Source organism: Streptomyces neyagawaensis (genome assembly GCF_023516595.1).
Lineage (GTDB): Bacteria > Actinomycetota > Actinomycetes > Streptomycetales > Streptomycetaceae > Streptomyces > Streptomyces neyagawaensis.
On sequence record NZ_JAMGBG010000021.1, the window covers coordinates 13,598 to 33,909 of the forward strand.

The following is a 20,312-nucleotide window of genomic DNA, read 5'->3' on the forward strand; positions in this document are numbered from 1 at the left end:
CGGTCGGGCGCGACCATGGCCCCATGCCCCTCGTGCACATCCCCGGTTCCAAGTCCATCACCGCCCGCGCCCTCTTCCTCGCGGCCGCCGCCGACGGAGTCACCACGCTCAGCCGCCCCCTGCGGTCCGACGACACGGAGGGCTTCGCCGAGGGGCTGGCCCGGCTCGGCTACCGCGTGGGCCGGACCCCGGACGCCTGGCAGGTCGACGGCCGCCCGCAGGGGCCCGCCGTCACCACCGCCGACGTCTACTGCCGGGACGGCGCCACCACCGCCCGCTTCCTGCCCACCCTGGCCGCCGCAGGCCACGGCACCTACCGCTTCGACGCCTCCGCCCAGATGCGCCGCCGCCCCCTCGCCCCCCTCACCCGGGCCCTGCGGGACCTCGGCGTCGACCTGGTGCACGAGGAGGCCGAGGGCCACCACCCGCTGCGGATCACGGCGAACGGTGTGACCGGCGGCGACGTCACCCTCGACGCCGGCCAGTCCTCGCAGTACCTCACCGCCCTGCTGCTGCTCGGCCCGCTCACCCGCGACGGCCTCCGAATCAAGGTGACCGACCTGGTGTCGGAGCCGTACGTCGAGATCACCACGGCGATGATGCGGGCGTTCGGCGCGGACGTCCGCCGCGAGGACGACGGCACCGGCGTCACCTACGCGGTCGCGCCCGGCGGCTACCGCGCGACGACCTACGCCGTCGAGCCGGACGCCTCCACCGCGAGCTACTTCTTCGCCGCGGCCGCGCTCACCGGCACCGAGGTCACCGTCCCCGGCCTCGGCGCCGGCGCCCTCCAGGGCGACCTGCGCTTCGTGGACGTCCTGCGGCGGATGGGCGCACGGGTCGACGTACGGGACGACCGGACGACCGTGTGCGGCACCGGCGAACTGCGCGGCCTGACCGTCAACATGCGGGACATCTCCGACACCATGCCGACCCTCGCCGCGATCGCCCCGTTCGCCTCCGGGCCGGTCCGCATCGAGGACGTCGCCAACACCCGGGTCAAGGAGTGCGACCGGCTGGACGCCTGCGCGGAGAACCTCCGGCGGCTCGGCGTGGAGGTCGCCACCGGGCCCGACTGGATCGAGATCCGCCCGGGGGCGCCCACGACCGGCGCGGACATCAAGACGTACGGCGACCACCGCATCGTCATGTCCTTCGCGGTGACGGCACTGCGGGTGCCCGGCATCACCTTCGACGACCCGGGGTGCGTACGGAAGACGTTCCCGGACTTCCACACGGAGTTCGGGGCGGCGTTCGCGGAGCTTCGGCGGGGATTGTCCGGCGGTCCGTCGGCCAACTGAACGCCCGTACAGCAGTGGAGGGCTGACGGGCCGTCCCGCCTTGCTAATCTCCCGGCCATGACTGCCACCGAGCCCACCATCGTCGCCACCTCGGGCGGCCACCGCAGGGGGGACCGCATCTGGGTCGGTTTCCACTCCCTCGTGCACCACGCGGTGGAGCTGTCGGGTGTGAACGGCCGTCGCCCGAAGGTCATGTACGTCGGTACGGCCATCGGCGACGCCGAGCACATGACGGCCCGCATGAGCGAGGCGGCGCGGGTGGCGGGCTTCGACCTCACCCCGCTCCAGCTGTTCCCGATGCCCAACATCGAGGACGTCGAGGGCGCGGTTCTCGACCAGGACGTCGTCTGGGTCATGGGCGGCTCGGTGGCCAACCTGCTCGCCGTGTGGCGTGTCCACGGCCTCGACGCGGTGTTCCGGCGGGCCTGGGAGGCGGGGGTCGTCCTCAGCGGGGTGAGCGCGGGCTCCATCTGCTGGTTCCAGGGCGGTACGACCGACTCCTTCGGGCCCCGACTGCGGCCCGTCACCAACGCGTTGGCGTTCCTGCCGTACGGCAACGGCGTCCACTACGACAGCGACGCCGGCCGCCGCCCCCTCGTCCACGACCTCGTCGCGGACGGCACGCTGCCGGAGACGCACTGCACCGACGACGGGGTGGGCCTCGTGTACCACGGCACGAAGCTGACGGAGGTGGTCTCCGAGGTGCCGGGCAAGGGGGCGTACGTCGTGCGGCGGGAGGGGGACGGGGTGGTGGAGGACCGGGTCGAGCCGCGGCTGTTGCCTGAGCCGTCTGCGTAGGGCCGGGCGCCCAGTAGCTCGGGGGTGCGTGTGGTTGTGGCGGGTGCGGGTGGTGGGCGGTTTCTCGCGCAGTTCCCCGCGCCCCTGAAAGCGCCCGGGGCTGCGCCCCGTGCTTTTCAGCTGAAGGGCCCACCCGCGCTGAACCCCTCGCCGCCCCCGAACTCACCACTCCTGGACCCGCGGCCCCGCCGTTCCCCCCGGCTCCCTCTCCCGTCGTGTCGGGCGTTCGAACAGGGAGCCCGCGTCGGGGTCCGGGTGGGGGAGGGGGCGGTCGGGGCGGTCGGCCCGCCAGGCCGCCGGTACGCGCGGTCCCCCGCCCGCGGCGACCCGATCCCGGGTCGGCTGGTTCGTCGTCGCGCGTCCCTTGCTCCACTCCCCGTCGCCCAGCACCAGCAGCGGGTCGAACATGATGACCACGCCGGCCAGGACCAGGAAGATGACCGGACCGATCAGCATCGGCAGGAGCATCGACGTCGGTGACTCCCCGGTCAGCGGGCCACCGGCCCTGCCGTACAGCTGGACGCCCACGGCCGCCATGCCCGTGTAGTGCATGCCGGACACCGCGACCCCCATGACCAGGCTCGCGCCGAGGCTGGTGAGGAAGCCGCTGATGGACACGGCCGCCCAGAGCGCGGCGGTCGCGGCGACGATGGCGATGACGACCGACAGGGCGACGACGGCGATGTCGTACTCGATGTAGCCGTTGAGCTGGATGGCGGCCATGCCGAGGTAGTGCATGGCGGCGACGCCGAGCCCCGTGACGCCGCCGGCGGTGCACAGGGTGGCGGTGCTGACGCCCCGGTAGCCGACGGCGAAGACGCCGATGCCGACGACGACGATCGCCACGGCGAGGCTCAGGACGGTCAGGGTGACGTCGTAGTGGATCCGGCTCTCCTTGACCCGGAAGCCGATCATCGCGATGAAGTGCATCGTCCAGATGCCGCAGCCGATCGAGGCCGCGCCGAGGACCAGCCAACCGGGCTTCCAGGAACGCTCGTTGTAGACGGACCTGACGACGCAGCGCAGTCCCAGCGCCGCGCCGAGGCACGCCATGATGTAGGCGGCCACCGGGGTGACCGCGCCGTAGCTGAATCCGTCGACCGTGCCTTGCATATGCCAAATCCCCCCAGAGCTCGGCCAGTTGATGCGCTAATAGCGGGAGGTAAGTCTGCGATAAGCAAAGGCCGAGGCGCTCCGTTTTCCGCGAGTTACTGTCGGTATTGGCTCGCGGGGTGATCGGCTTTGTCTGGCTCGATGTTGATTCGCGGTCAAAATCCCCGCGAACCTTGATTCTTCAAGCTCAGGCCAGCGTTTTACGTTCCGTCGCATTCCGTTGCGACCCTTTTCTCGCGCGCGCTCACGCGGCTCCGCACACCCGGCGGTACGGGGTGTGGGCGTCCGATACGTACGTGTGCCACTGGGAGCGGCTCGGTCCAGATCCGCCCGCGCGGGCGCACACCCGCGCCAGGGCGCGGGTGGTGTCGAGGTCGTACCGCTTGCAACGGGACATGGGCGCTGCCCGCGTACAGCGTCGTGCCGTCCGGGCCGAGGGCCCCTTCCCAAGAGACCCTAGGCCGCCTCGTTGAGCAGCCGCGTGAGGTGCTCCCTGCCCGCCGTCAGCAGCTCCGGCAGCGGCGCGGCGGTCTCGTACCACCGCTTCTCGTACTCCCAGCACAGCCAGCCGTCCCACTCCTTGCGGGTGAGCACGTCCAGGCACTCGCCGAGCGGGAGGGCGCCCGCGCCGAGCGGGAGCGGGGTGGTGTCCTCCGCCGAGGCGATGTCCTTGACCTGGACGTAGCCGAGGAAGGGGGAGAGGGCGGCGTACGAATCGGCGGGCTGCTCGCCGCCCAGCCAGGTGTGCATGACGTCCCACAGCGCGCCGACGCTGCGGTGGCCCACGGGGCCGAGGACGCGGATGGCGTCGGCGCCGGTGCGGTGCGAGTCGTGGGTCTCCAGCAGGACGCGCACCCCGCGGTCGGCCGCGTCCTCCGCCGCCGTGCCGAGCCGCCGGGCCGCGACCGCGTCGGCCTCCTCCGTGCTCTGCCCGCCGTCCGGGTCGCCGCCGGGGAAGACACGGACGAAGGGCGCGCCCACGTCCCGCGCCAGGTCGAGCAGGTCCCGGATCTCGTCGAGCACGGGCCCGTCGTCGCCCGGCGCCGCGACCTTCGCGTACCCGGCGATCCCCAGGATCTCCACGCCGGCCGCCTTGAACTCGGCGGCCACCCGGTCCCGTTCCGCGCTCCCGATCCCCGGATGCACCGGCTCCTCGGGGTGGGCCCGCAACTCGACACCGTGGTAGCCGTGCCCGGCGGCGAGCCGCACGACCTCGGACACGGGAACACCGGGCACGCCAAGAGTGGAAAACGCAAGCTTCATGTCTTCGGACCCTACTCGTCGTTCGTCGGTCGGTACGTCGTGCGGCTGCCCGCCGCCGGGGTGGTCACGCGGGTCGTCCCCCGTGGGAACACCGGCGCTCGTCAGATGTCCCGCTGTTCCAGCGGCTTCGTCGCCGGACCTTGCAGGACGCGGCCGTCCGGGTCGAAGCGGGAGCCGTGGCAGGGGCACTCCCAGGCGCGTTCGGCGCGGTTGAAGGCGACGAGGCAGCCCAGGTGGGTGCAGCGGGCGGACAGGGTGTGCAGGATGCCGTCGTCGTCGCGGTGGACCGCGCAGTGGTGGCCGCCGACCCGGACGATCGCCCCGTCACCCGGCGCGAGCGCGTCGAAGGAGGTGTCGGAGGCCGGGGAGAGCCGGTCGCCGACGAAGTGCCGGGCGACCCGCGCCTGGTGCATGAGGAAGCTCGGCGCCTCCCGTACCGCGCTGAGGATGCGGCGCGGGTCGTACAGGTCGGCCCACGGTGTCCTCAGCCCGTCGATCAGGTCGGTGAGGAGCCGCCCGGCCATGACACCGCTGCTCATGCCCCAGCCGCCGAACCCGGTCGCCACCCAGGTGTGCCGGCTGCCCGCGTGGAAGGGGCCGACCAGCGGCACGGAGTCGGTGGAGTCGTTGTCCTGGGTGGCCCAGCGGTGCGTGAAGTCGAGCGTCCCGAACCGTTCGACGGCCCACTCGGCGAGCAGTTCGAACCGCTCCTCCACATTGCCGGTGCCCGGCGTGAAGTGCTCCCCGGTGACGATCAGCAGCCGCCGCCCCTCCCCGTACGGGGCGGTGCGCGCGGAACGGGTGCGCTGCTCCTGCGTGATGTACATGCCGTGCGGGTCGGCGTCCGCCGGGATCGGCGCGGTCAGGACCAGCTCACGGCGCGGGGAGAGCCGGGTGAACAGCAGCGCCCGGTCGAACACCGGGTAGTGCGTGGCGATCACGACGTCCCCGGCGGTCACCGTGAACCCCGCCTCCGTCGTCAGCCGGCAAGGCGAGCCCTCCTTGAGCCGGGTCACCCGTGTCCGCTCATGCACGACACCGCCCTGGCGCACGAGATCGTCGACGAGCGCGAGGAGATAGGCGCGCGGATGGAACTGCGCCTGCTCCGCCACCCGTACCGCCCCCGCCACCGGGAACGGCAGGCCCGTCTCCGTCACGAACGACGCGGGCAGTCCGGCCTCCCGCGCCGCCTCCGCCTCGGCCCTCAGCTCGTCGACACGGCCCTCGTCCTCGGCGTACGTGTACGCCTCCGTCTCCTCCCAGTCGCAGGCGATGCCCAGTTCCTCCACCACCGCGGCGGCGTGCCGGATCGCCGCCGTCTGCGACCGCGCGTACAGGTGCGCGGCCTCCGCGCCCCGGTGGCGGCGCAGCCGGTCGTAGACGAGGGTGTGCAGGGCGCTCACCTTCGCCGTGGTGTGGCCCGTCACCCCGGCGGCGACCCGGTCGGCCTCCAGCAGCGCCACGGTGCGGCCGGTCCGGGCGAGTTCCCACGCCGTGCTGATCCCGGCGATGCCGGCGCCCACCACGGCGACGTCGACGACGAGGTCCTTGTCGAGCGCCGGGTGCGGGCTCGCCTCGGGCGCGGTGTCGATCCAGTACGACTTCTGCTTGCCCGTGTAGGTGTGCATGGCGGCCGGGTTCCCTTCGGGACGGAGGGCTCAGCGAGGGTCGGGTGGGCTGTCGGGTGGGCCGTCGGGGGTGCGCCGCCGGCGGTCGGTGTCGCCGCCGCCGCCGGTGCGCTGCCGGTGGCTGGTGTCGCACCAGGGGTAGATCCGGCTGCGGCGGCAGGTGCACAGGGCCACGCGGAAGCGGTCCGAGGACACGGTCGTCCCGTCCTCCGTGGTGACCTCGACGGGGCCCTCGACCAGCAGCGGGCCGGGGCGCTGGACGGTGATGCGGCGGCGCTCAGCAGGGTCGTTCGGCACGGATGACCACCAGCTCTTCCTTCTCCTCGTCCCCCTCGTCCCCGAGCAGCCCCCGGTCGCGCAACCAGGTGCTCCGCGACCGCAGCACGGGCCCGAACGCGACGTACCGGCGGTCCACGACCTCGGCCCGCAGGCCCGCCGCCCGCAGCTGCGCGAGCGTCCGCTCCGCGTCGCTCAGCGTCGACTGCACGAGCAGCAGCACCCCGCCGGGCGCGAGCAGCGCGGGGGCGTCCCGGCAGATCCGGTCCAGGACGAGCCGCCCGTCCCACCCCGCGTCCCAGGCCCGCGCGGCACCCCGTACGGCCGCCGCCCGCCCCGTGCCGCCGTCGCCGGGCTCCGGTTCCGGTTCCGGTCCCGGTACGTACGGCGGGTTGGACAGGATCAGGTCGAAGGACCGGCCCGACACCGGGGCCAGCAGATTCCCCCGGACGACGCTCAGCGACAGCCCCGAGAGCACGGCGTTGACCTTGGTGTTGATCACCGCCCGCCATGAGATGTCCACGGCGGTCACCCGCGCTCCCCGCCGGGCGGCGGCCAGCGCCACCGCGCCCGTGCCCGTACCGACGTCGAGGACCCGGGCCCGCGGCGCGAGCGACTCCTGCCCCAGGGCGTGCACCAGCAGCTCGGTGTCGTCCTGCGGGGCGTAGACCCCGGGCAGCGCGAGGGGTGGAGAGAGGGGGTTCACGGTGTTCGGCCTCCGGGTGTGGGGGAGAGGGGCGGGGGCCGGTCGAGCGGGTGCCGAACGGCTGCCGTGCGGGAGCGGGGTCAGACGGGCGCCCGCAGCGAGGACCGGCCGGCCCGCCAGGCGTCGAGGAAGCGGTCGGCGAGAACGTCCTCCAGATGGTTCGTGGCGTCCACGCCGAACGCCACGTCGGCGTCCAGGTGCGGCTCCTCCGCCAGCAGCCCGGCGACGACCTCGTGCCGTACGACCTGCTCGTGGACGGCGTCGGCCTCGACGTGCTCGGTGTAGAAGTGCTCGGCGGCGGCACCCGCCCCCGTCCGCCGCATCGCCTTCGCGAGCCGCCGGGAGGCGGGGGAGGAGGTGATCTCGACGGTCGCGAAGTGGCCGACGAGGGCGCCGCGCAGGGACCGGTGCAGCCCGAAGAGGGACATCAGGTTCACCAGGGCGAGAGTCTCGGCGCAGGCCACGTTGACGTAGCGGCCGTAGGCCGGGTCGAGCCCCAGGTCCGTCATCAGGTCGGCGAAGAGCCGGGCGTGGACCCGGTCGGCCCGGCCGCCGCCGAACTCGTCGAACTCCACGGCGGCCATCCCCGCCTTCGCCCGCCCCCACAGCCGGGGCAGCACCCAGGCGTGCGGGTCGGCCTCCTTCAGGTGGTAGAGGGAGCGCTGGGCGGCGTACTCCCGCAGCTGCCACAGCTCGCCCTCCTCCGCGAGGAACCGGCTGACGCCGGTTCCGTCCGTGTTGTTCACGGGTTCCACGAGCAGATCGTCCAGCGCCTCGTCGGCACGCTTGTGCCGGGGCGCGACGGCCCGCAGGGCCTCCAGGAACGGCCACTCCAGCGAGGCCCGGAACCGCAGCAGCTCCGGGTCCCACTCGCGGTCGTCGGCGACGCCCGCGAATCCGCGGTAGTGCAGCTCGTAGCAGAGGTACAGCGCGAGCTGCAGATCCTCGCCGAACGGGTCGGCCCCCGCGACCTCCCACGCGTCGGGCGGCGGCCCGCCCCCTCGCAGGCACTCCACGAGGGCATCCGAGAGCGGGCCCCTTCCCTGGGGCAGCGACGGTTCCTCCGACCGGACATCCATGCGCGCCGGGTACCCCAGGACACGTCCTTAGTCACCCGAAGATCGGCCACTCCGCGGCACCCCCGCACGCGACCTGCGCCGGGACGACCGGTGCGCGCCTTTGAGGGCGTGAGGGCAGGGCTCGGACGGGGTTCGGTCCCCCGGCGCGGCCATGCCGGTGGTGGGGCCGCGTGCTCCCGCCCCGTCGCGCCCGTCGCGCTCGTCGAGCCCTGGCGGGTGGCCGGCAAGAAGCGCGCACCCGCGCCGACGACCCTGGACGTCGGCCGGCGGGGCCTGTGGCCCGCGCTGACGGGGCCTGGGCTGCCCGTGATCGCGGGCGGGCGGGCACAGCGCCGGGGGCCGGGTGGTCTGCCGTACCGCGCAGGAACTCGGTGCGGCGGCCGTGCTCGCGCCGAGCTTCCCGTTGCATCCGCCGGGCAAGCCGGAGAAGTCCCGCGCCGACGAACTGCTCGGCGCCGGGGTGCCGACCCTGGTCGCACGGGAAAGGGGCCCCGCGGCCGCGGGGCCCCTTTCACCGGCTCAGCTCGGCGTGCGCCGAGCGCGCGCGGTCGGCGCCGTTCAGACGCGCTCGCCCTTGGGAGCCGTGCGCCGCGTGCCCTGGACGCGCTCCTGGGCCTTGCCCTTGAGCTTCTTCGCCTCGCCACGGGCCTGCTGCATCTTGCCCTCGACCTGCTGCTCGCGGTCGCCGGTGACCTTGCCGGTCATCTCCTTGGCCTTGCCCTTGATCTTGTCCATGTTGCCCTTGTCCTTGGCGACCATGGTGTTTCCTCCTGAGTGGGGTGAAGCTTTCCCCCTCAACGTAAGCCGGACTCGTCACCCCCGCGATCCGAAGCGTCACTGTCCGTAGCGGGGTTGGGGTGGGCGCTGATCACTGATGTGCGCCACCGGACCGGACGCCCGCCGCGACCGGCAGTCGGCGACCGCCGAGTCCGGCCCCGACGCCCGCGACGACGGGCCCGCCGCCACCCGCCAGCTCGCCTGCCCGCAAAGGGCGGTGCGCGACACCGGCCACCCGCACCCCGACCACGCCACCCCGCTGCCCGGCGCCGCCGAGCCGACCGCACGGGACGCCACGGCCCTGATCGCGGTCTTGGCGGAGCAAGGTCGGCCGCCCCGACCGGAGTTCGCGCCTGCCGCCGCGCCCGCCGCCGCGCCCGAGGCCGCACCCGCCACCACGGCCGCCATCGCCCCCGCCGCCGCGCCCGCCGCCCAACCGGCCCTCCACACGGCGGGGTTGCGCCCGGCTCACTCCGCGCGCGGCGCCCCCGTCGAGCCCCGGACCATCAGTTCGCCCCGTACCGTCGCGATCCCCCCGTGCGGCGCTTCCTCGCGCCCCATCGCGATCCGTCCCGCACGCGCCCCGGCCTCCGTCAGCGGCAGCCGTACGGTCGTCAGCGCGGGCACCGCGTCGATGCTGAACGGGAGGTCGTCGAACCCGGCGACCGACACGTCGTCCGGGATGCGCAGGCCGGAGTCGCGCAGCGCCGCGCACGCGCCCAGCGCGACCGTGTCGTTCGCGGCGACGACCGCCGTCAGCGTCGGGTCGCGCCGCAGCAGCTCCAGCGTCGCCTCGTACCCGGAGAGCCGGTCGTACCGTCCGTACACGGTCCGTCTGGCGTCGTCCTCGATACCGGCCGCCGCCAGCGCGGCCCGGTGCCCCTCCAGACGGTGCCGGGTCGTGGTCCGTTCCTCGGGTCCGGCGATGTACCCGAGCCGCCGATGCCCCAGTCCGATCAGATGCTCGGTGAGCAGCTGTCCGCCGCCCCGGTTGTCGAAGGTGATCGCGATCGCCTCGGGTGTGGGCGGCCGTCCGCACAGCACGACCCGTGTCCCGGCCTCCGCCAGCTTCCGCAGCTTGTGCCCGACGGCGTTCAGGTGCGCGGGATTCTCGATCGCCCCACCGGTCAGTACGACGGCCGCGGCCCGCTGCCGCTGCAACAGCGTGAGATACGTCAGCTCACGCTCCGGGGAGCCGCCCGTGTTGCACACCACGGCCAGCCGCTCCCCGCCCGCGCGCCCGCCCGGCCCGCCGATCTCGTTCTGGATGGCGCTGGCCATGATCCCGAAGAAGGGGTCGGCGATGTCGTTCACCAGGATGCCGACGAGGTCGGAGGTGGCGGCGGCGAGGGCGCTGGCGGGCCCGTTCAGGACGTAGTCCAGCTCGTCGACGGCCTTGAGCACCCGCTCCCGTGTGGACGCGGCCACCGGATAGTTCCCGTTGAGCACCCGGGAGACGGTCGCGGGCGACACCTGCGCACGGGCCGCCACGTCCGCCAGGGTCACTGTCATCGTTTACTCGCCTCCGGTGAGCGTCTCGTTCGGGTCGTCGTGAGCCGGGCGGCTCGTCCAGTGGGTCGGACGGCCCCTGGACGGGGCGGCGCGGCTCGTTCGGGGAACCATACGACCGCGATCACCGTTCGCCCCCTCGAACAACTCGAACCCCCTACGGTCTTGTCCGGACCGCTGCTCAGAGGCTAGCTTCTCACTAGATAGAAAGCGCTTGCTGTCACGCTCACCTCTTCACGGGTCCCCGGGCGTACGCGGCGCCGGACGCGTACGCACCAGAACGAACAAGTCAGCGACGCAGACAACACGAAGGGATCGGCCGTGACACGCAAGACCGTACGGATCGCCATGAACGGCGTGACGGGGCGCATGGGGTACCGCCAGCACCTCGTCCGCTCGATCCTCGCCCTCCGCGAGCAGGGCGGACTCGACCTCGGCGACGGCACAGTCCTGTGGCCCGAGCCGATCCTCGTCGGCCGGCGTGAGCACGCGCTGAAGGCGATGGCCGAGCAGCACGGCCTGGAACACTGGTCCACGGACGTGGACGCGGTCCTCGCCGACGACACGGTGGACATCTACTTCGACGCCCAGGTCACCTCCGCCCGCGAGGAGGCCCTGAAGAAGGCGATCGCGGCCGGCAAGCACATCTACACGGAGAAGCCCACGGCCACGGGCCTGGAGGGCGCCCTGGAGCTGGCCCGCCTCGCCCACGCCGTCGGCATCAAGCACGGCGTCGTCCAGGACAAGCTGTTCCTGCCCGGCCTGCTGAAGCTGAAGAGGCTCATCGACGGCGGCTTCTTCGGCCGCATCCTCTCCATCCGCGGCGAGTTCGGCTACTGGGTCTTCGAGGGCGACTGGCAGGAGGCCCAGCGCCCCTCCTGGAACTACCGCGCGGAGGACGGCGGCGGCATCGTCGTCGACATGTTCCCGCACTGGGAGTACGTGCTCCACGAGCTGTTCGGCCGCGTGAAGTCCGTGCAGGCCCTCACCGCCACCCACATCCCGCAGCGCTGGGACGAGCAGGACAAGCCGTACGACGCCACGGCCGACGACGCCGCGTACGGGATCTTCGAGCTGGACGGCGGCGCGATCGCCCAGATCAACTCCTCCTGGGCCGTGCGCGTCAACCGTGACGAGCTGGTGGAGTTCCAGGTCGACGGCACGGAGGGCTCGGCGGTCGCGGGCCTGCGCAACTGCCGCGTCCAGCACCGCAGCGCCACCCCGAAGCCGGTGTGGAACCCCGACATCCCCGCCACCTACTCGTTCCGCGACCAGTGGCAGGAGGTCCCCGACAACGCCGAGTTCGACAACGGCTTCAAGGCGCAGTGGGAGCTGTTCCTCAAGCACGTGTACGCCGACGCGCCCTACCACTGGGACCTGCTGGCCGGCGCCCGCGGCGTCCAGCTCGCCGAGCTGGGCCTGAAGTCCTCGGCCGAGGGCCGCCGCCTCGACGTACCGGAGATCCAGCTGTGACGATCCGACTCCCCGACGGCGCGGGCGGGCTGAAGACCTACACCCCCCGCCCCGAACCCCTGGCCCTGACGACGGGCGCCCCCTTCACCTTCCGCACGGTCTTCTCGGCGGCGCACGTCGTCGCCGACCCCTTCGCCGACGTGTCCCCGGACTCCCCGGCGGCCGTCGACTGGGAGGCGACCCTCGCCTTCCGCCGCCACCTGTGGTCGCACGGGCTCGGCGTCGCCGAGGCGATGGACACCGCCCAGCGCGGCATGGGCCTCGACTGGGCGGGCGCGGCGGAGCTGATCCGCCGCAGCGCGGCCGAGGCGAAGGCGGTCGGCGGCCGGATCGCCTGCGGTGTGGGCACCGACCAGCTCGTGGGCCCGGCCTCCCTGCCGGAGATCCGCAAGGCGTACGAGGAGCAGCTGGCGCTCGTCGAGGAGTCGGGCGCCCAGGCGATCCTGATGGCCTCGCGGGCACTCGCCGCCGCCGCGCAGGGCCCCGAGGACTACCTGGAGGTCTACGGCCACCTGCTGCGCCAGGCCGCCGAGCCGGTCGTCCTGCACTGGCTGGGCCCCATGTTCGACCCGGCGCTGGAGGGCTACTGGGGCTCGTCCGACCTGGACGCGGCCACGGAGACCTTCCTGGAGGTCATCGCGGCCCACCCGGACAAGGTCGACGGCATCAAGGTCTCGCTCCTGGACGCCCAGCGGGAGATCGACATCCGCCGCAGGCTCCCGAGCGGGGTCCGCTGCTACACGGGTGACGACTTCAACTACCCCGAGCTGATCGCGGGCGACGAGAAGGGCTTCAGCCACGCCCTCCTCGGCATCTTCGACCCGCTGGGCCCGCTGGCGGCGGAGGCGGTCCGCGTCCTCGACACGGGCGACGTGAAGGGCTTCCGCGCACTTCTGGACCCGACCGTCGAGTTGTCCCGCCACCTCTTCCAGACCCCGACCCGCTTCTACAAGACGGGCGTGGTGTTCCTGGCGTGGCTGTCGGGCCACCAGGAGCACTTCACGATGGTCGGCGGCCTCCAGTCGGCCCGCTCCCTCCCGCACTTCGCGCGGGCGTACGAACTCGCCGACGGCCTGGGCCTGTTCCCGGACCCGGCGCTGGCGGAGACCCGGATGAAGAACCTCCTGGCGGTGTACGGGGTGACCCAGTGAGCGCGAGTACCGGACTGGAACGCTTCTCCATCAACCAGATGACGGTGAAGCAGCTGTCGATGCCGGACCTGGTCGCCGGCTGCGTGGAGCTGGGCATCCCCGGCGTGGGCCTCTGGCGCGAGCCGGTGGCCGAGTTCGGCCTGGAGGCGACGGCCAAGCTGGTCCGCGACGCGGGCCTGACGGTCACGACCCTCTGCCGGGGCGGCTTCTTCACGGCGATCGACCCGGCCGAGCGGGCGACGGCCCTCGCCGACAACCGCAAGGCGATCGACGAGGCGGCCACGCTCGGCACGGACACGCTGGTCCTGGTCTCGGGCGGTCTCCCGCAGGGCTCGAAGGACCTCCACGGGGCGCGGGAGCGCATCGCGGACGCCCTGTCCGAACTGGGCCCGTACGCGGCGTCGAACGGCGTCCGCCTCGCCATCGAGCCGCTGCACCCGATGTTCGCCTCGGACCGCTGCGTGGTGTCGACGCTCTCGCAGGCCCTGGACATCGCGGAACGCTTCCCGGCGGACCAGGTGGGCGTGACGGTCGACACGTACCACATCTGGTGGGACGACACGGCCCCCGCGGCGATCGCCCGCGCGGGCGCCGGCGGCCGCATCCACACGTTCCAGCTCGCCGACTGGATCACCCCGCTCCCGGCGGGCGTCCTGACCGGCCGCGGCCAGATCGGCGACGGCGCGATCGACATGCGGGAGTGGAAGGGTTACGTGGAGGCCGCGGGCTACACGGGCCCCATCGAGGTCGAGCTGTTCAACGACGAGCTGTGGGCGGGCGACGGGCGCGCGCTGCTCGCGCAGACGGCGCAGCGGTTCGTGGAACACGCGGGCTGAAGCGGGCCGCCGTTCGGTTCCCGGGGACACGGAGAAGACCCCGGGGACCGAACGGCGGCGCCACGCGAATGTGGCGGGGCCGGCGCGACCCCGGATCAGACCTGCCTGACGTCGACCTGCTTGCCGCAGAGCGGCTTGAGGTCGTCGAGGTCGGAGGTGAGTACGGTGACGGGGGGCCGGGCCGCGCGAGCGGTGGCGGCGACGATCGCGTCCAGGGCGTACTTGTGTCCGCCGGTCCTCCCGCTGTGCTTCATCCGTGCGAGGGCCTCCTGGGCGGTGTCCTTGGTGACCGGCTCCACCACCAGCCTGGAGAGGGCCCAGGCGAGGCGGGCCGTGTGGACACCCTGCGGGTCGGCTTCGACGATCGTTGCCGCGCTGGTGATCACCCGCACGTCACGCTTGCGTGCGGCGGCGAGCCTGGCGGTCATGGTGCGGTCGGCCCGCAGATAGAGGGAGAGGGCCTCGCTGTCGAGAACCCAGGTGCCGCTCATGCCACGGCCCGGTCGCCTTGGCCATCACCGAACATCTCGCGTTCGGCCGCGTCGATCTCCTCCGGGGTGAGGGGGCCGTGGAGCTCCTCGTTCGCGGCGATCAGTTCGTCGAGCTGGTCGCGCTCGATCTGGCGCTGGACAGCGGCTTCCACGTACGCGGAGATGCCGCGCTTGCCGACCCTGGTCCGGACGGCCGCGATGGTGCCCTCGTGGACGGAGACGGACACGGATTTCGTGGGCCCCTCACCGGGCCCGTAGGCGTGCTCACTCACGGCCCCAATCTAACAAAACTTCTATTAGAACGTGCGGCCGGAGCTGCGGCGCTGGGCCGAGTGGCAGACGAATTCTGTCCAGGCGGCGGGGGAGAGGGTGAGGGTGGGGCCGGTGGGGTTTTTGGAGTCGCGGACGTGGATGGTGTGGGGGGTGGTGGCTATTTCGACGCAGTCACCGTCGCCGCTGCTGCTGTAGCTCGACTTGCGCCAGGAGAGGGCGACCTCTACGCAGTCGTCGCCGTCGCCGCTGCTGTAGCTGCTTTTGAACCAGGACAGTTCGCTGGTGCTCATAGGTCCCCTCGCATCCGCTGCAACAGGCTCACCGAGTCCGGGATAGTCAGTGCCTGTGAACGCATCCTGGCATACCGGCTTTGCAGGATGCTGATCTCCTTCGCGTCGACGACCAGCATCCCGCCACGCTGGCCTTCGCAGTAGGCGAACCAGCGGTTCTCGGGGGTCTCAAGCAACCGGATGGGACCAGCCAGCCCGGCATGTGACTCGCGGAGGAGGGGCATGACCTGGATCTCCACGTTCCGCTGATCGGCGATCTTCAGCACGTGGTCGAGGAGTTCACGTGTGACTTCGCCTCCTCCCGTCTGCCGCAGAAACAGCTGCTCTTCCAGGATGAAGCTGAACGCCGTGTTCGGCCGCTCCCGCAACAGCCGCTGTCGTTCCGCCCGAGCCGTCCACTGCGCCTCGATCTCGTCGTCGGTCAGGAGCGGCAGCCGATCCTCGAACAGAGCCCTCGCGTACGCCTCCGACTGCAACAAGCCCGGAATCATGCGGCACTCGTACGTGTAAAGGGTGATCGCCGTCGCCTCCAACCGCGCCCACTTCCGGAACCACGCCGCCAATCCCGGCTGGCGCCCCAGGTGCTGTGCCGCCGCGAGCAGCGCCCGCGTCCCTCCCAGCGCCCGGTCGACCCCCTCCACGAACGCCGTGTCCGGCATGCGGCGGCCCTGTTCCACTGAGGCCACCATGTGCTTGGAGTAGCCGATGGACTCGGCCAACTGCTCCCGGCCCAGGCCCGCGTGCTCGCGCAGGGCCTGGACCATCGCTCCGAACGTCCGCAGACTGTCGGAGACTTCCGGCTCGCCGCTCCCGCCCAGTACCGCCACATCGCTGCTGTCGGCCCCCATCGGCCACCTCCCGCGCGCCCGCCCACCAGACCACACCGCTCAACGCACATCGTCACGTCACGTCACCAATACTGTCCAGCGAGTCACGGCGTACGCTGCGTGAGCGTACGCGGCGTTCCGGTGGCCAAACGGCCCCAGCCGCGGCCAGATTGTTGGGCATGACCGCACCGCCCGCTGCTCGACGCACTGCCACGGCGCCCTCGTTCACGCGCCGCTTCAGCTCGACCCCGCTCGGCGCCCGTCTCGCGAGACGCACGACGCTGACCGCCCTGAACGCCTGGGGCATCCCGTACGGCTCCGACGTCTCCGAGCGCGCGGCCGTCGTCGTCGCGGAACTCGCGGCGAACGCGGTGACCCACGGCCGCGTGCCCGGACGGGACTTTGAGCTGCGCCTGTCCCTGCCCACCGGCTCGCTCCGCATCGAGGTCACCGACACACGGGGCGACGGCCGGCCACCGGACCCCGGTGCCGTACGCGCCGCCGGTCCGCTGGACGAGTCGGGGCGGGGGATGGCGCTCGTCGAGGCGCTGGCCGACCGGTGGGAGGTCCGGGAGCGGACGCCGCCCGGCAAGACCGTGCTGGTGGAGATCGACGTACCGGGCTGGCTGGCGTTGATGCGGCGGCTGGCGGTGGCGAGGCCGCCGAAGAGACGCAGTTAGAGAGCGCCGCCGCATGCCTGTCAGTACCGGACGTTCCGGTCGGGCCGGTTGAGGACACGGGTGGGGGCCTCGGCCCGCGTGGGTGGCGGGGGCGGTGGTGGCGGGGGCTGCCGTGGCCCTTGGGGCGGCGGTGGTGGAGAGGCCGGCGCCGGCTGCTCCTGGAGCAGGGGGAGCGGGGAGTGGAGGTGCCAGATGCCGGGGAGGTCGAGGCGGCCCTGGCGTTCGGCGAGAAGGAGCTGCTGGACGGCGAGCCGGGCGTCCAGGACGCACTCCCCGCTGCGGATGGCGACGAGGTGGGCGTCGCGCACGACCGCGACGAGCCCGTTGATGTGGAAGATCAGGTCGAGCCAGATGTCGAGGGTGCCGACCTTGGCGCCGTCCAGGAAGACGTCGACGTACGGGCGGTGCTTGGACGCGATCTCGTGGTTCGCCAGCGCGACGACCTCCTCGCTGCCGGGGACGGCGCGGGTGCGGTGCGCGGCGTCGGTCAGGGCCACGTGCCGCCGCCAGCCGCCGGCGGCCACGTCGAAGACGTCGAGGGAGAGGAAGGAGTCGATGGAGCCCGCCACTTCCTGCTCCACGGCCCGGTCGCCCGCCGGCGTCAGAGGGCGGCCCGTGTCGCCGAGGAGCCGCCGGGTCGTACCGCTGCCGTGGAGCGGGTCGGTCAGCGCGCCCGCCGGATCGGGACAGTCGGGGCCGAGGAGGAAGGAACGGACGGTGAACGGTGGTGCCGGTGCGGGCGCGGTCATGGCGTCACCTCCGCGGGGTTCTCGGTGCGGCGGCCCTCCGGGGCGCCGTGGGCCGTTCAGTTGAGGCGTTGGTCGCCGGGGTCGGAATGGGGTTCCAACCGGACGCTCCGGTCCGGTGAATCGCCGTCGCGGCGTCGGCGCAGCGCGGCCGTCCCGGCGCCGGAGCCCGAGCGCAGCGCCGCACGCAGATGGTCGTGGACCCAGCGCACACCGCGGTGGCGGTGGCTCAGCAGGGAGAACAGAAGGGCGACGAGCAGCAGGGCGGCGAAGGCGGAGGGCCCGACGACCCATGCGACGGGCACCGCCGTGTCACCGTCGCCGCTTCCGCCGCCGACGCCTCCGTCGTTCGTGCCGTTCCCACTGCTGTTCCCGGCGCCGTCGGTGTCCCCGTTCGTGTTGCCGTCTGTGGTTGTGCCGTCTGTGCTGTTGCCGTCCGTGGTGTTGCCTTCGGTCTGGTTGCTGGTGGTGTTCCCGTTCGTCTCTTCGTCGGTCACCTCGAAATCGTCCTCGGCGTACCACTCGGGGTATTTCGTGCACTTGGCCTGTACGGGGTGCTTCTTCGCGCTCGCGTCGGCCGGAACGGAGAATGTCGTCTCGAAGGTTTCGTCGGTGACACCGGTGGTGGTGAGCCGGGTGCCGTCGTCCCACTCCAGGGTCACGTCGAAGCAGTTGAAGCCGGAACCTGTTGCCGTGACTTTCGTCCTGGGCGGGCCCTTGTCGGGGGCCAGCGTGAGATCGCGGTCCCTCTCCTCGGGTTCCGTCACCGTGAACGTCTTTGATCCCGTGTCATCGTTGCTGCAGTACGCCGTGACGGTGTACTTGCCCGGTTTCGCCGTGGCCGGCACGACGAATGAGGTGCCCTTGCCTATGGTCCTGCCGTTCCAGGTGATCCTCCTGATGGAGGCGGCCCGCGGTGCCCCGGCCGCCTCAGCCCTGGCCTCGGACAGTCCGAGCTCCAGGTCCCCCTCCTCGTCCGGGGTCGTCTCCGGCGGCGTGTGCGGGGTCGAGTCCGGGGACTCATCGGGCGAGGTCTCCGGATGCGGTGTCTCATCGGTGCAGGCGTCGAAGCCGATCGTCACCGGGGTCTTCGGCGGTCCCTTGTCCGGGGTGAGAGTTATCGGTGCCGGCTGGGCCACGGCACCCGGCGGGAAGAGAGCCGTCGGCCCCCACGCGATCGCGATGCTCATCAGCAGGGCGGTCAGCGCTCGCAGAGCGAATTCTGGGGCGGAGTGCATCAGCCGAGAAAGGTGAAGGTGTGACAAAGAGGTGGGGCGGCAGGCTCCTGGCAGGCCATGGGCCTCGGACGTCGCCTCTTCCATTGTCTTCCGTCCACCCGCTGCCCGCTCGTCAGCCCGTGCGGCTCGGACTCCTCGAACAGTGCATCCTTCAACTTCGGTTGCGGTCCCGGCCGCGCTGATCGCCGAACGCGCTGATCGCCGAACGCCTGCCGCCCGGCCCCGGCGCCGTACGGCAGGCGTGCCCGCTGGCGGAGAACGGGCGCGGCCTGGCCCTCGTCGACGCGCTCCGCGACCGCTGGGAGATCGTCGACCGCGACCCGCCGGGCAAGACGGTCCTCGTGGAGATCGATCTGCCCGGCTGGGCCTCGCTGGTGCGGCGGATTCCGTCGCGCAGGCCGGTGAAGAGACGGGGTTGGCCGCCCGCATCGTGCCCCTGCCGCGCGATTGCCGGTCTCCTCACTTGCCGGTCACGATGCGCCACCGCGCTCAATGAGCGGCGTTTCCGCGGGTCAGCAGCTATGGGTAGACAGGTCGACCGGATACAGATCGACTCCAGCCCTTTCTGCGGGGCCGCTTCCTGGGCTCGGAGTCAGAAAGCGGCCGACCGACGGGGCTTCGCGTGAAACCCGGAAGAGATCGTCCCGACTCCCACTCCACTCACATCCACAGGGAGGGCCATGCGTATCCGCACTGTCCTGCCCACCGCCCTTCTGGCCGTCTCCGGTCTCCTCCAAAGACCCGAGACCTGTTGTTGGGGCACACCCCTCGGCTAGTGAATACGCAGAGTGATGACGAATCAGGGCTGATACGACGTTGGCTGAGCGGCTGGACCGTGGTGCGCTCCCTGCCCGAGGCTGAGCCGGTCGAGTCCGCTGGGGACGGCCTGCGGTCCAAGTGCGACCAACCCGGCCGTGAGGTCGAGGTGTTCGCGCTGCGTGCGGATGAGGAGCCCGAGTCCTTGGCACGGCTGGCGGCAGCCGTCGCCGCCGCGAGGCAGACCACCTGGCTCACGGTACCTACGCTGCGCCCAGGCGCCGTCGAAGCCGTCGTCAGCGCTGCCGGAATGGAGTTGCTCCACCGATCCGAGTGGTTCACGACGACCGATCTGACCGAGCACCCGCAGCACGCACCCGCCGCGACGTACGAGCGCGAGGTCCGCACGGAGGGAGCAGTCACGGTCGTCTCCCTCCATGGCCCCTCCGGAGAGGTTGCAGCGCGCGGCGCCATCGCCGTGGTCGGCGCCGATGCGATCGCCGATCGCATCGAGACGGACCCGGCGCACCGCCGACGCGGCCTGGGCCGCGCCATGATGAGCGCTCTGGCTGAAGCCGCCGTGGCCCATGGCGCCCGTACCGGTCTTCTCATTGCCAGTGAGGAAGGCCAGCGCCTCTACTCCTCCCTGGGCTGGCACCACGAAGCCGACGTCCTGATCGCCCGGGGGCCGGTGGTTCCCTCCAACAGGTAGGACTGGCTCACGCCGGCCGGCCTATCGTGCAATATCCCGTGGGTTCGGCGGGGCTTCCTTCCTCCGTTGCAGCAGGTCAACCGCGCAGGCGACGACTGGCCAGCCGACGCCAGAGGTTGGAATGGACTCGCCGTCACGGCGGAGGAGTGAACGAGACCCACTTCTGCGCGGGGCTGCCGTTGCCATTCCAGATGTCGGTGCGGCTGCCGGGAGTGGTGGCGTAGCCCACGACGTATTCTCTCCGCTGCGGTGCCTCGGTTGGGCGGCGATGCGGCAGGGCCGCTCGTCGGTCCTGCCGCATCGCCCTCCTACTCCGGGCGGGCCAGGTCAGATGATCTTGAACCGCTGGTTGAACCCGCCATGGCAGGTGACCTGGAGGATCCCCGTCT

Annotated in this window: 22 protein-coding genes and 2 pseudogenes; 9 read left to right on the forward strand and 15 right to left on the reverse strand. The window is 72.1% G+C overall.

What is annotated here, in order from left to right; all coding sequences use genetic code 11:
* Positions 1–23 precede the first annotated feature (23 nt).
* Together aroA and M8J73_RS11385 are read left to right on the forward strand one after the other, a co-directional pair.
* Entirely contained in the window at positions 24–1,301 is a 1,278-nt protein-coding gene (gene aroA, locus M8J73_RS11380; protein WP_055543369.1) for a 3-phosphoshikimate 1-carboxyvinyltransferase, read from the forward strand.
* Positions 1,302–1,358: 57 nt separating this feature from the next.
* Complete coding sequence (locus M8J73_RS11385) at positions 1,359–2,099, forward strand: Type 1 glutamine amidotransferase-like domain-containing protein (protein WP_249828562.1); 741 nt, start codon at positions 1,359–1,361, stop codon at positions 2,097–2,099.
* A 162-nt stretch (positions 2,100–2,261) separates the two neighbouring features.
* Here the strand turns inward: M8J73_RS11385 and M8J73_RS11390 are convergent, their stop codons facing one another.
* The 7 genes from M8J73_RS11390 to M8J73_RS11420 form a co-directional block, all read right to left on the reverse strand.
* Entirely contained in the window at positions 2,262–3,212 is a 951-nt protein-coding gene (locus tag M8J73_RS11390; RefSeq protein ID WP_249828563.1) for an MHYT domain-containing protein, read from the reverse strand.
* A gap of 244 nt (positions 3,213–3,456) precedes the next feature.
* Positions 3,457–3,609: a hypothetical protein gene (locus M8J73_RS11395; protein ID WP_157873461.1), complete on the reverse strand. Its 153-nt coding sequence runs from the start codon at positions 3,607–3,609 to the stop codon at positions 3,457–3,459.
* A gap of 59 nt (positions 3,610–3,668) precedes the next feature.
* Positions 3,669–4,475 carry a sugar phosphate isomerase/epimerase family protein gene (locus M8J73_RS11400; RefSeq protein ID WP_055543185.1) on the reverse strand — a complete coding sequence of 269 codons (807 nt, stop codon included), beginning with the start codon at positions 4,473–4,475 and terminating at the stop codon, positions 3,669–3,671.
* 101 nt (positions 4,476–4,576) lie between these two features.
* Positions 4,577–6,103, reverse strand: a complete 1,527-nt coding sequence (locus M8J73_RS11405; protein WP_055543184.1) for an FAD-dependent oxidoreductase — start codon at positions 6,101–6,103, stop codon at positions 4,577–4,579.
* A 30-nt stretch (positions 6,104–6,133) separates the two neighbouring features.
* Positions 6,134–6,400, reverse strand: coding sequence for a CDGSH iron-sulfur domain-containing protein (locus M8J73_RS11410; protein ID WP_249828564.1), 267 nt, complete (start codon positions 6,398–6,400; stop codon positions 6,134–6,136).
* Entirely contained in the window at positions 6,381–7,085 is a 705-nt protein-coding gene (locus tag M8J73_RS11415; protein ID WP_249828565.1) for a HemK2/MTQ2 family protein methyltransferase, read from the reverse strand. The genes M8J73_RS11410 and M8J73_RS11415 overlap by 20 nt, the downstream gene beginning before the upstream one ends.
* 80 nt (positions 7,086–7,165) lie before the next feature.
* Complete coding sequence (locus tag M8J73_RS11420) at positions 7,166–8,164, reverse strand: iron-containing redox enzyme family protein (protein ID WP_249828566.1); 999 nt, start codon at positions 8,162–8,164, stop codon at positions 7,166–7,168.
* Positions 8,165–8,254: 90 nt separating this feature from the next.
* Here M8J73_RS11420 and M8J73_RS11425 point away from each other — a divergent pair.
* A pseudogene (locus M8J73_RS11425) lies at positions 8,255–8,645 on the forward strand (alpha/beta family hydrolase); the annotation flags it as partial.
* 77 nt (positions 8,646–8,722) lie between these two features.
* Here the strand turns inward: M8J73_RS11425 and M8J73_RS11430 are convergent.
* A complete protein-coding gene (locus tag M8J73_RS11430; RefSeq protein ID WP_055543264.1) occupies positions 8,723–8,923 on the reverse strand; it encodes a CsbD family protein in 201 nt (66 codons plus the stop codon).
* Positions 8,924–9,409: 486 nt separating this feature from the next.
* A complete protein-coding gene (locus M8J73_RS11435; protein WP_249828567.1) occupies positions 9,410–10,453 on the reverse strand; it encodes a LacI family DNA-binding transcriptional regulator in 1,044 nt (347 codons plus the stop codon).
* Positions 10,454–10,771: 318 nt separating this feature from the next.
* Here M8J73_RS11435 and M8J73_RS11440 point away from each other — a divergent pair, with 318 nt between their 5' ends.
* The 3 genes from M8J73_RS11440 to M8J73_RS11450 are packed head-to-tail and all read left to right on the forward strand — an operon-like array spanning position 10,772 to position 13,910.
* Positions 10,772–11,923: a Gfo/Idh/MocA family protein gene (locus M8J73_RS11440; protein ID WP_055542848.1), complete on the forward strand. Its 1,152-nt coding sequence runs from the start codon at positions 10,772–10,774 to the stop codon at positions 11,921–11,923.
* A complete protein-coding gene (locus tag M8J73_RS11445; protein WP_249828568.1) occupies positions 11,920–13,074 on the forward strand; it encodes a dihydrodipicolinate synthase family protein in 1,155 nt (384 codons plus the stop codon). The genes M8J73_RS11440 and M8J73_RS11445 overlap by 4 nt, the downstream gene beginning before the upstream one ends.
* On the forward strand, positions 13,071–13,910 hold the full coding sequence (locus tag M8J73_RS11450) for a sugar phosphate isomerase/epimerase family protein (RefSeq protein WP_055539610.1): 840 nt from the start codon (positions 13,071–13,073) through the stop codon (positions 13,908–13,910). Before M8J73_RS11445 ends, M8J73_RS11450 begins: the two co-directional genes overlap by 4 nt.
* Before the next feature lie 95 nt (positions 13,911–14,005).
* Here M8J73_RS11450 and M8J73_RS11455 read toward each other — a convergent pair whose 3' ends face one another.
* The 4 genes from M8J73_RS11455 to M8J73_RS11470 are packed head-to-tail and all read right to left on the reverse strand — an operon-like array spanning position 14,006 to position 15,812.
* On the reverse strand, positions 14,006–14,401 hold the full coding sequence (locus M8J73_RS11455) for a DNA-binding protein (protein ID WP_249828569.1): 396 nt from the start codon (positions 14,399–14,401) through the stop codon (positions 14,006–14,008).
* The gene (locus M8J73_RS11460; protein WP_249828570.1) at positions 14,398–14,673 is read right to left on the reverse strand and encodes a hypothetical protein; all 276 of its coding nucleotides are present in this window, start codon (positions 14,671–14,673) and stop codon (positions 14,398–14,400) included. The genes M8J73_RS11455 and M8J73_RS11460 overlap by 4 nt, the downstream gene beginning before the upstream one ends.
* 24 nt (positions 14,674–14,697) lie before the next feature.
* On the reverse strand, positions 14,698–14,964 hold the full coding sequence (locus tag M8J73_RS11465; RefSeq protein ID WP_249828571.1) for a DUF397 domain-containing protein: 267 nt from the start codon (positions 14,962–14,964) through the stop codon (positions 14,698–14,700).
* The gene (locus M8J73_RS11470; protein WP_055537101.1) at positions 14,961–15,812 is read right to left on the reverse strand and encodes a helix-turn-helix domain-containing protein; all 852 of its coding nucleotides are present in this window, start codon (positions 15,810–15,812) and stop codon (positions 14,961–14,963) included. The genes M8J73_RS11465 and M8J73_RS11470 overlap by 4 nt, the downstream gene beginning before the upstream one ends.
* Before the next feature lie 158 nt (positions 15,813–15,970).
* Here M8J73_RS11470 and M8J73_RS11475 point away from each other — a divergent pair, with 158 nt between their 5' ends.
* Positions 15,971–16,471, forward strand: a complete 501-nt coding sequence (locus M8J73_RS11475; RefSeq protein ID WP_055537100.1) for an ATP-binding protein — start codon at positions 15,971–15,973, stop codon at positions 16,469–16,471.
* A gap of 20 nt (positions 16,472–16,491) precedes the next feature.
* Here M8J73_RS11475 and M8J73_RS11480 read toward each other — a convergent pair whose 3' ends face one another.
* The gene (locus M8J73_RS11480) at positions 16,492–17,220 is read right to left on the reverse strand and encodes a hypothetical protein (RefSeq protein ID WP_249828572.1); all 729 of its coding nucleotides are present in this window, start codon (positions 17,218–17,220) and stop codon (positions 16,492–16,494) included.
* 56 nt (positions 17,221–17,276) lie between these two features.
* Positions 17,277–18,455 (reverse strand): hypothetical protein, encoded by a 1,179-nt coding sequence (locus tag M8J73_RS11485; RefSeq protein WP_249828573.1) that lies wholly within the window; start codon positions 18,453–18,455, stop codon positions 17,277–17,279.
* Between the two features lie 203 nt (positions 18,456–18,658).
* Between M8J73_RS11485 and M8J73_RS11490 the strand changes: the two are divergent.
* Together M8J73_RS11490 and M8J73_RS11495 are read left to right on the forward strand one after the other, a co-directional pair.
* Positions 18,659–18,850: pseudogene (locus M8J73_RS11490) on the forward strand (ATP-binding protein); the annotation flags it as partial.
* A 380-nt stretch (positions 18,851–19,230) separates the two neighbouring features.
* Positions 19,231–19,923, forward strand: coding sequence for a GNAT family N-acetyltransferase (locus tag M8J73_RS11495; protein ID WP_055538128.1), 693 nt, complete (start codon positions 19,231–19,233; stop codon positions 19,921–19,923).
* The last annotated feature ends 389 nt before the right edge of the window (positions 19,924–20,312 follow it).

Excerpts from the sequence above, each read along its gene's own strand:
- aroA (WP_055543369.1), top strand. The coding sequence starts at position 24 with ATGCCCCTCGTGCACATCCCCGGTTCCAAGTCCATCACCGCCCGCGCC.
- M8J73_RS11385 (WP_249828562.1), top strand. The coding sequence starts at position 1,359 with ATGACTGCCACCGAGCCCACCATCGTCGCCACCTCGGGCGGCCACCGC.
- M8J73_RS11390 (WP_249828563.1), bottom strand. The coding sequence starts at position 3,212 with ATGCAAGGCACGGTCGACGGATTCAGCTACGGCGCGGTCACCCCGGTG.
- M8J73_RS11395 (WP_157873461.1), bottom strand. The coding sequence starts at position 3,609 with ATGTCCCGTTGCAAGCGGTACGACCTCGACACCACCCGCGCCCTGGCG.
- M8J73_RS11400 (WP_055543185.1), bottom strand. The coding sequence starts at position 4,475 with ATGAAGCTTGCGTTTTCCACTCTTGGCGTGCCCGGTGTTCCCGTGTCC.
- M8J73_RS11405 (WP_055543184.1), bottom strand. The coding sequence starts at position 6,103 with ATGCACACCTACACGGGCAAGCAGAAGTCGTACTGGATCGACACCGCG.
- M8J73_RS11420 (WP_249828566.1), bottom strand. The coding sequence starts at position 8,164 with ATGGATGTCCGGTCGGAGGAACCGTCGCTGCCCCAGGGAAGGGGCCCG.
- M8J73_RS11430 (WP_055543264.1), bottom strand. The coding sequence starts at position 8,923 with ATGGTCGCCAAGGACAAGGGCAACATGGACAAGATCAAGGGCAAGGCC.
- M8J73_RS11435 (WP_249828567.1), bottom strand. The coding sequence starts at position 10,453 with ATGACAGTGACCCTGGCGGACGTGGCGGCCCGTGCGCAGGTGTCGCCC.
- M8J73_RS11455 (WP_249828569.1), bottom strand. The coding sequence starts at position 14,401 with ATGAGCGGCACCTGGGTTCTCGACAGCGAGGCCCTCTCCCTCTATCTG.
- M8J73_RS11465 (WP_249828571.1), bottom strand. The coding sequence starts at position 14,964 with ATGAGCACCAGCGAACTGTCCTGGTTCAAAAGCAGCTACAGCAGCGGC.
- M8J73_RS11470 (WP_055537101.1), bottom strand. The coding sequence starts at position 15,812 with ATGGGGGCCGACAGCAGCGATGTGGCGGTACTGGGCGGGAGCGGCGAG.
- M8J73_RS11475 (WP_055537100.1), top strand. The coding sequence starts at position 15,971 with ATGACCGCACCGCCCGCTGCTCGACGCACTGCCACGGCGCCCTCGTTC.
- M8J73_RS11480 (WP_249828572.1), bottom strand. The coding sequence starts at position 17,220 with ATGACCGCGCCCGCACCGGCACCACCGTTCACCGTCCGTTCCTTCCTC.
- M8J73_RS11485 (WP_249828573.1), bottom strand. The coding sequence starts at position 18,455 with ATGCACTCCGCCCCAGAATTCGCTCTGCGAGCGCTGACCGCCCTGCTG.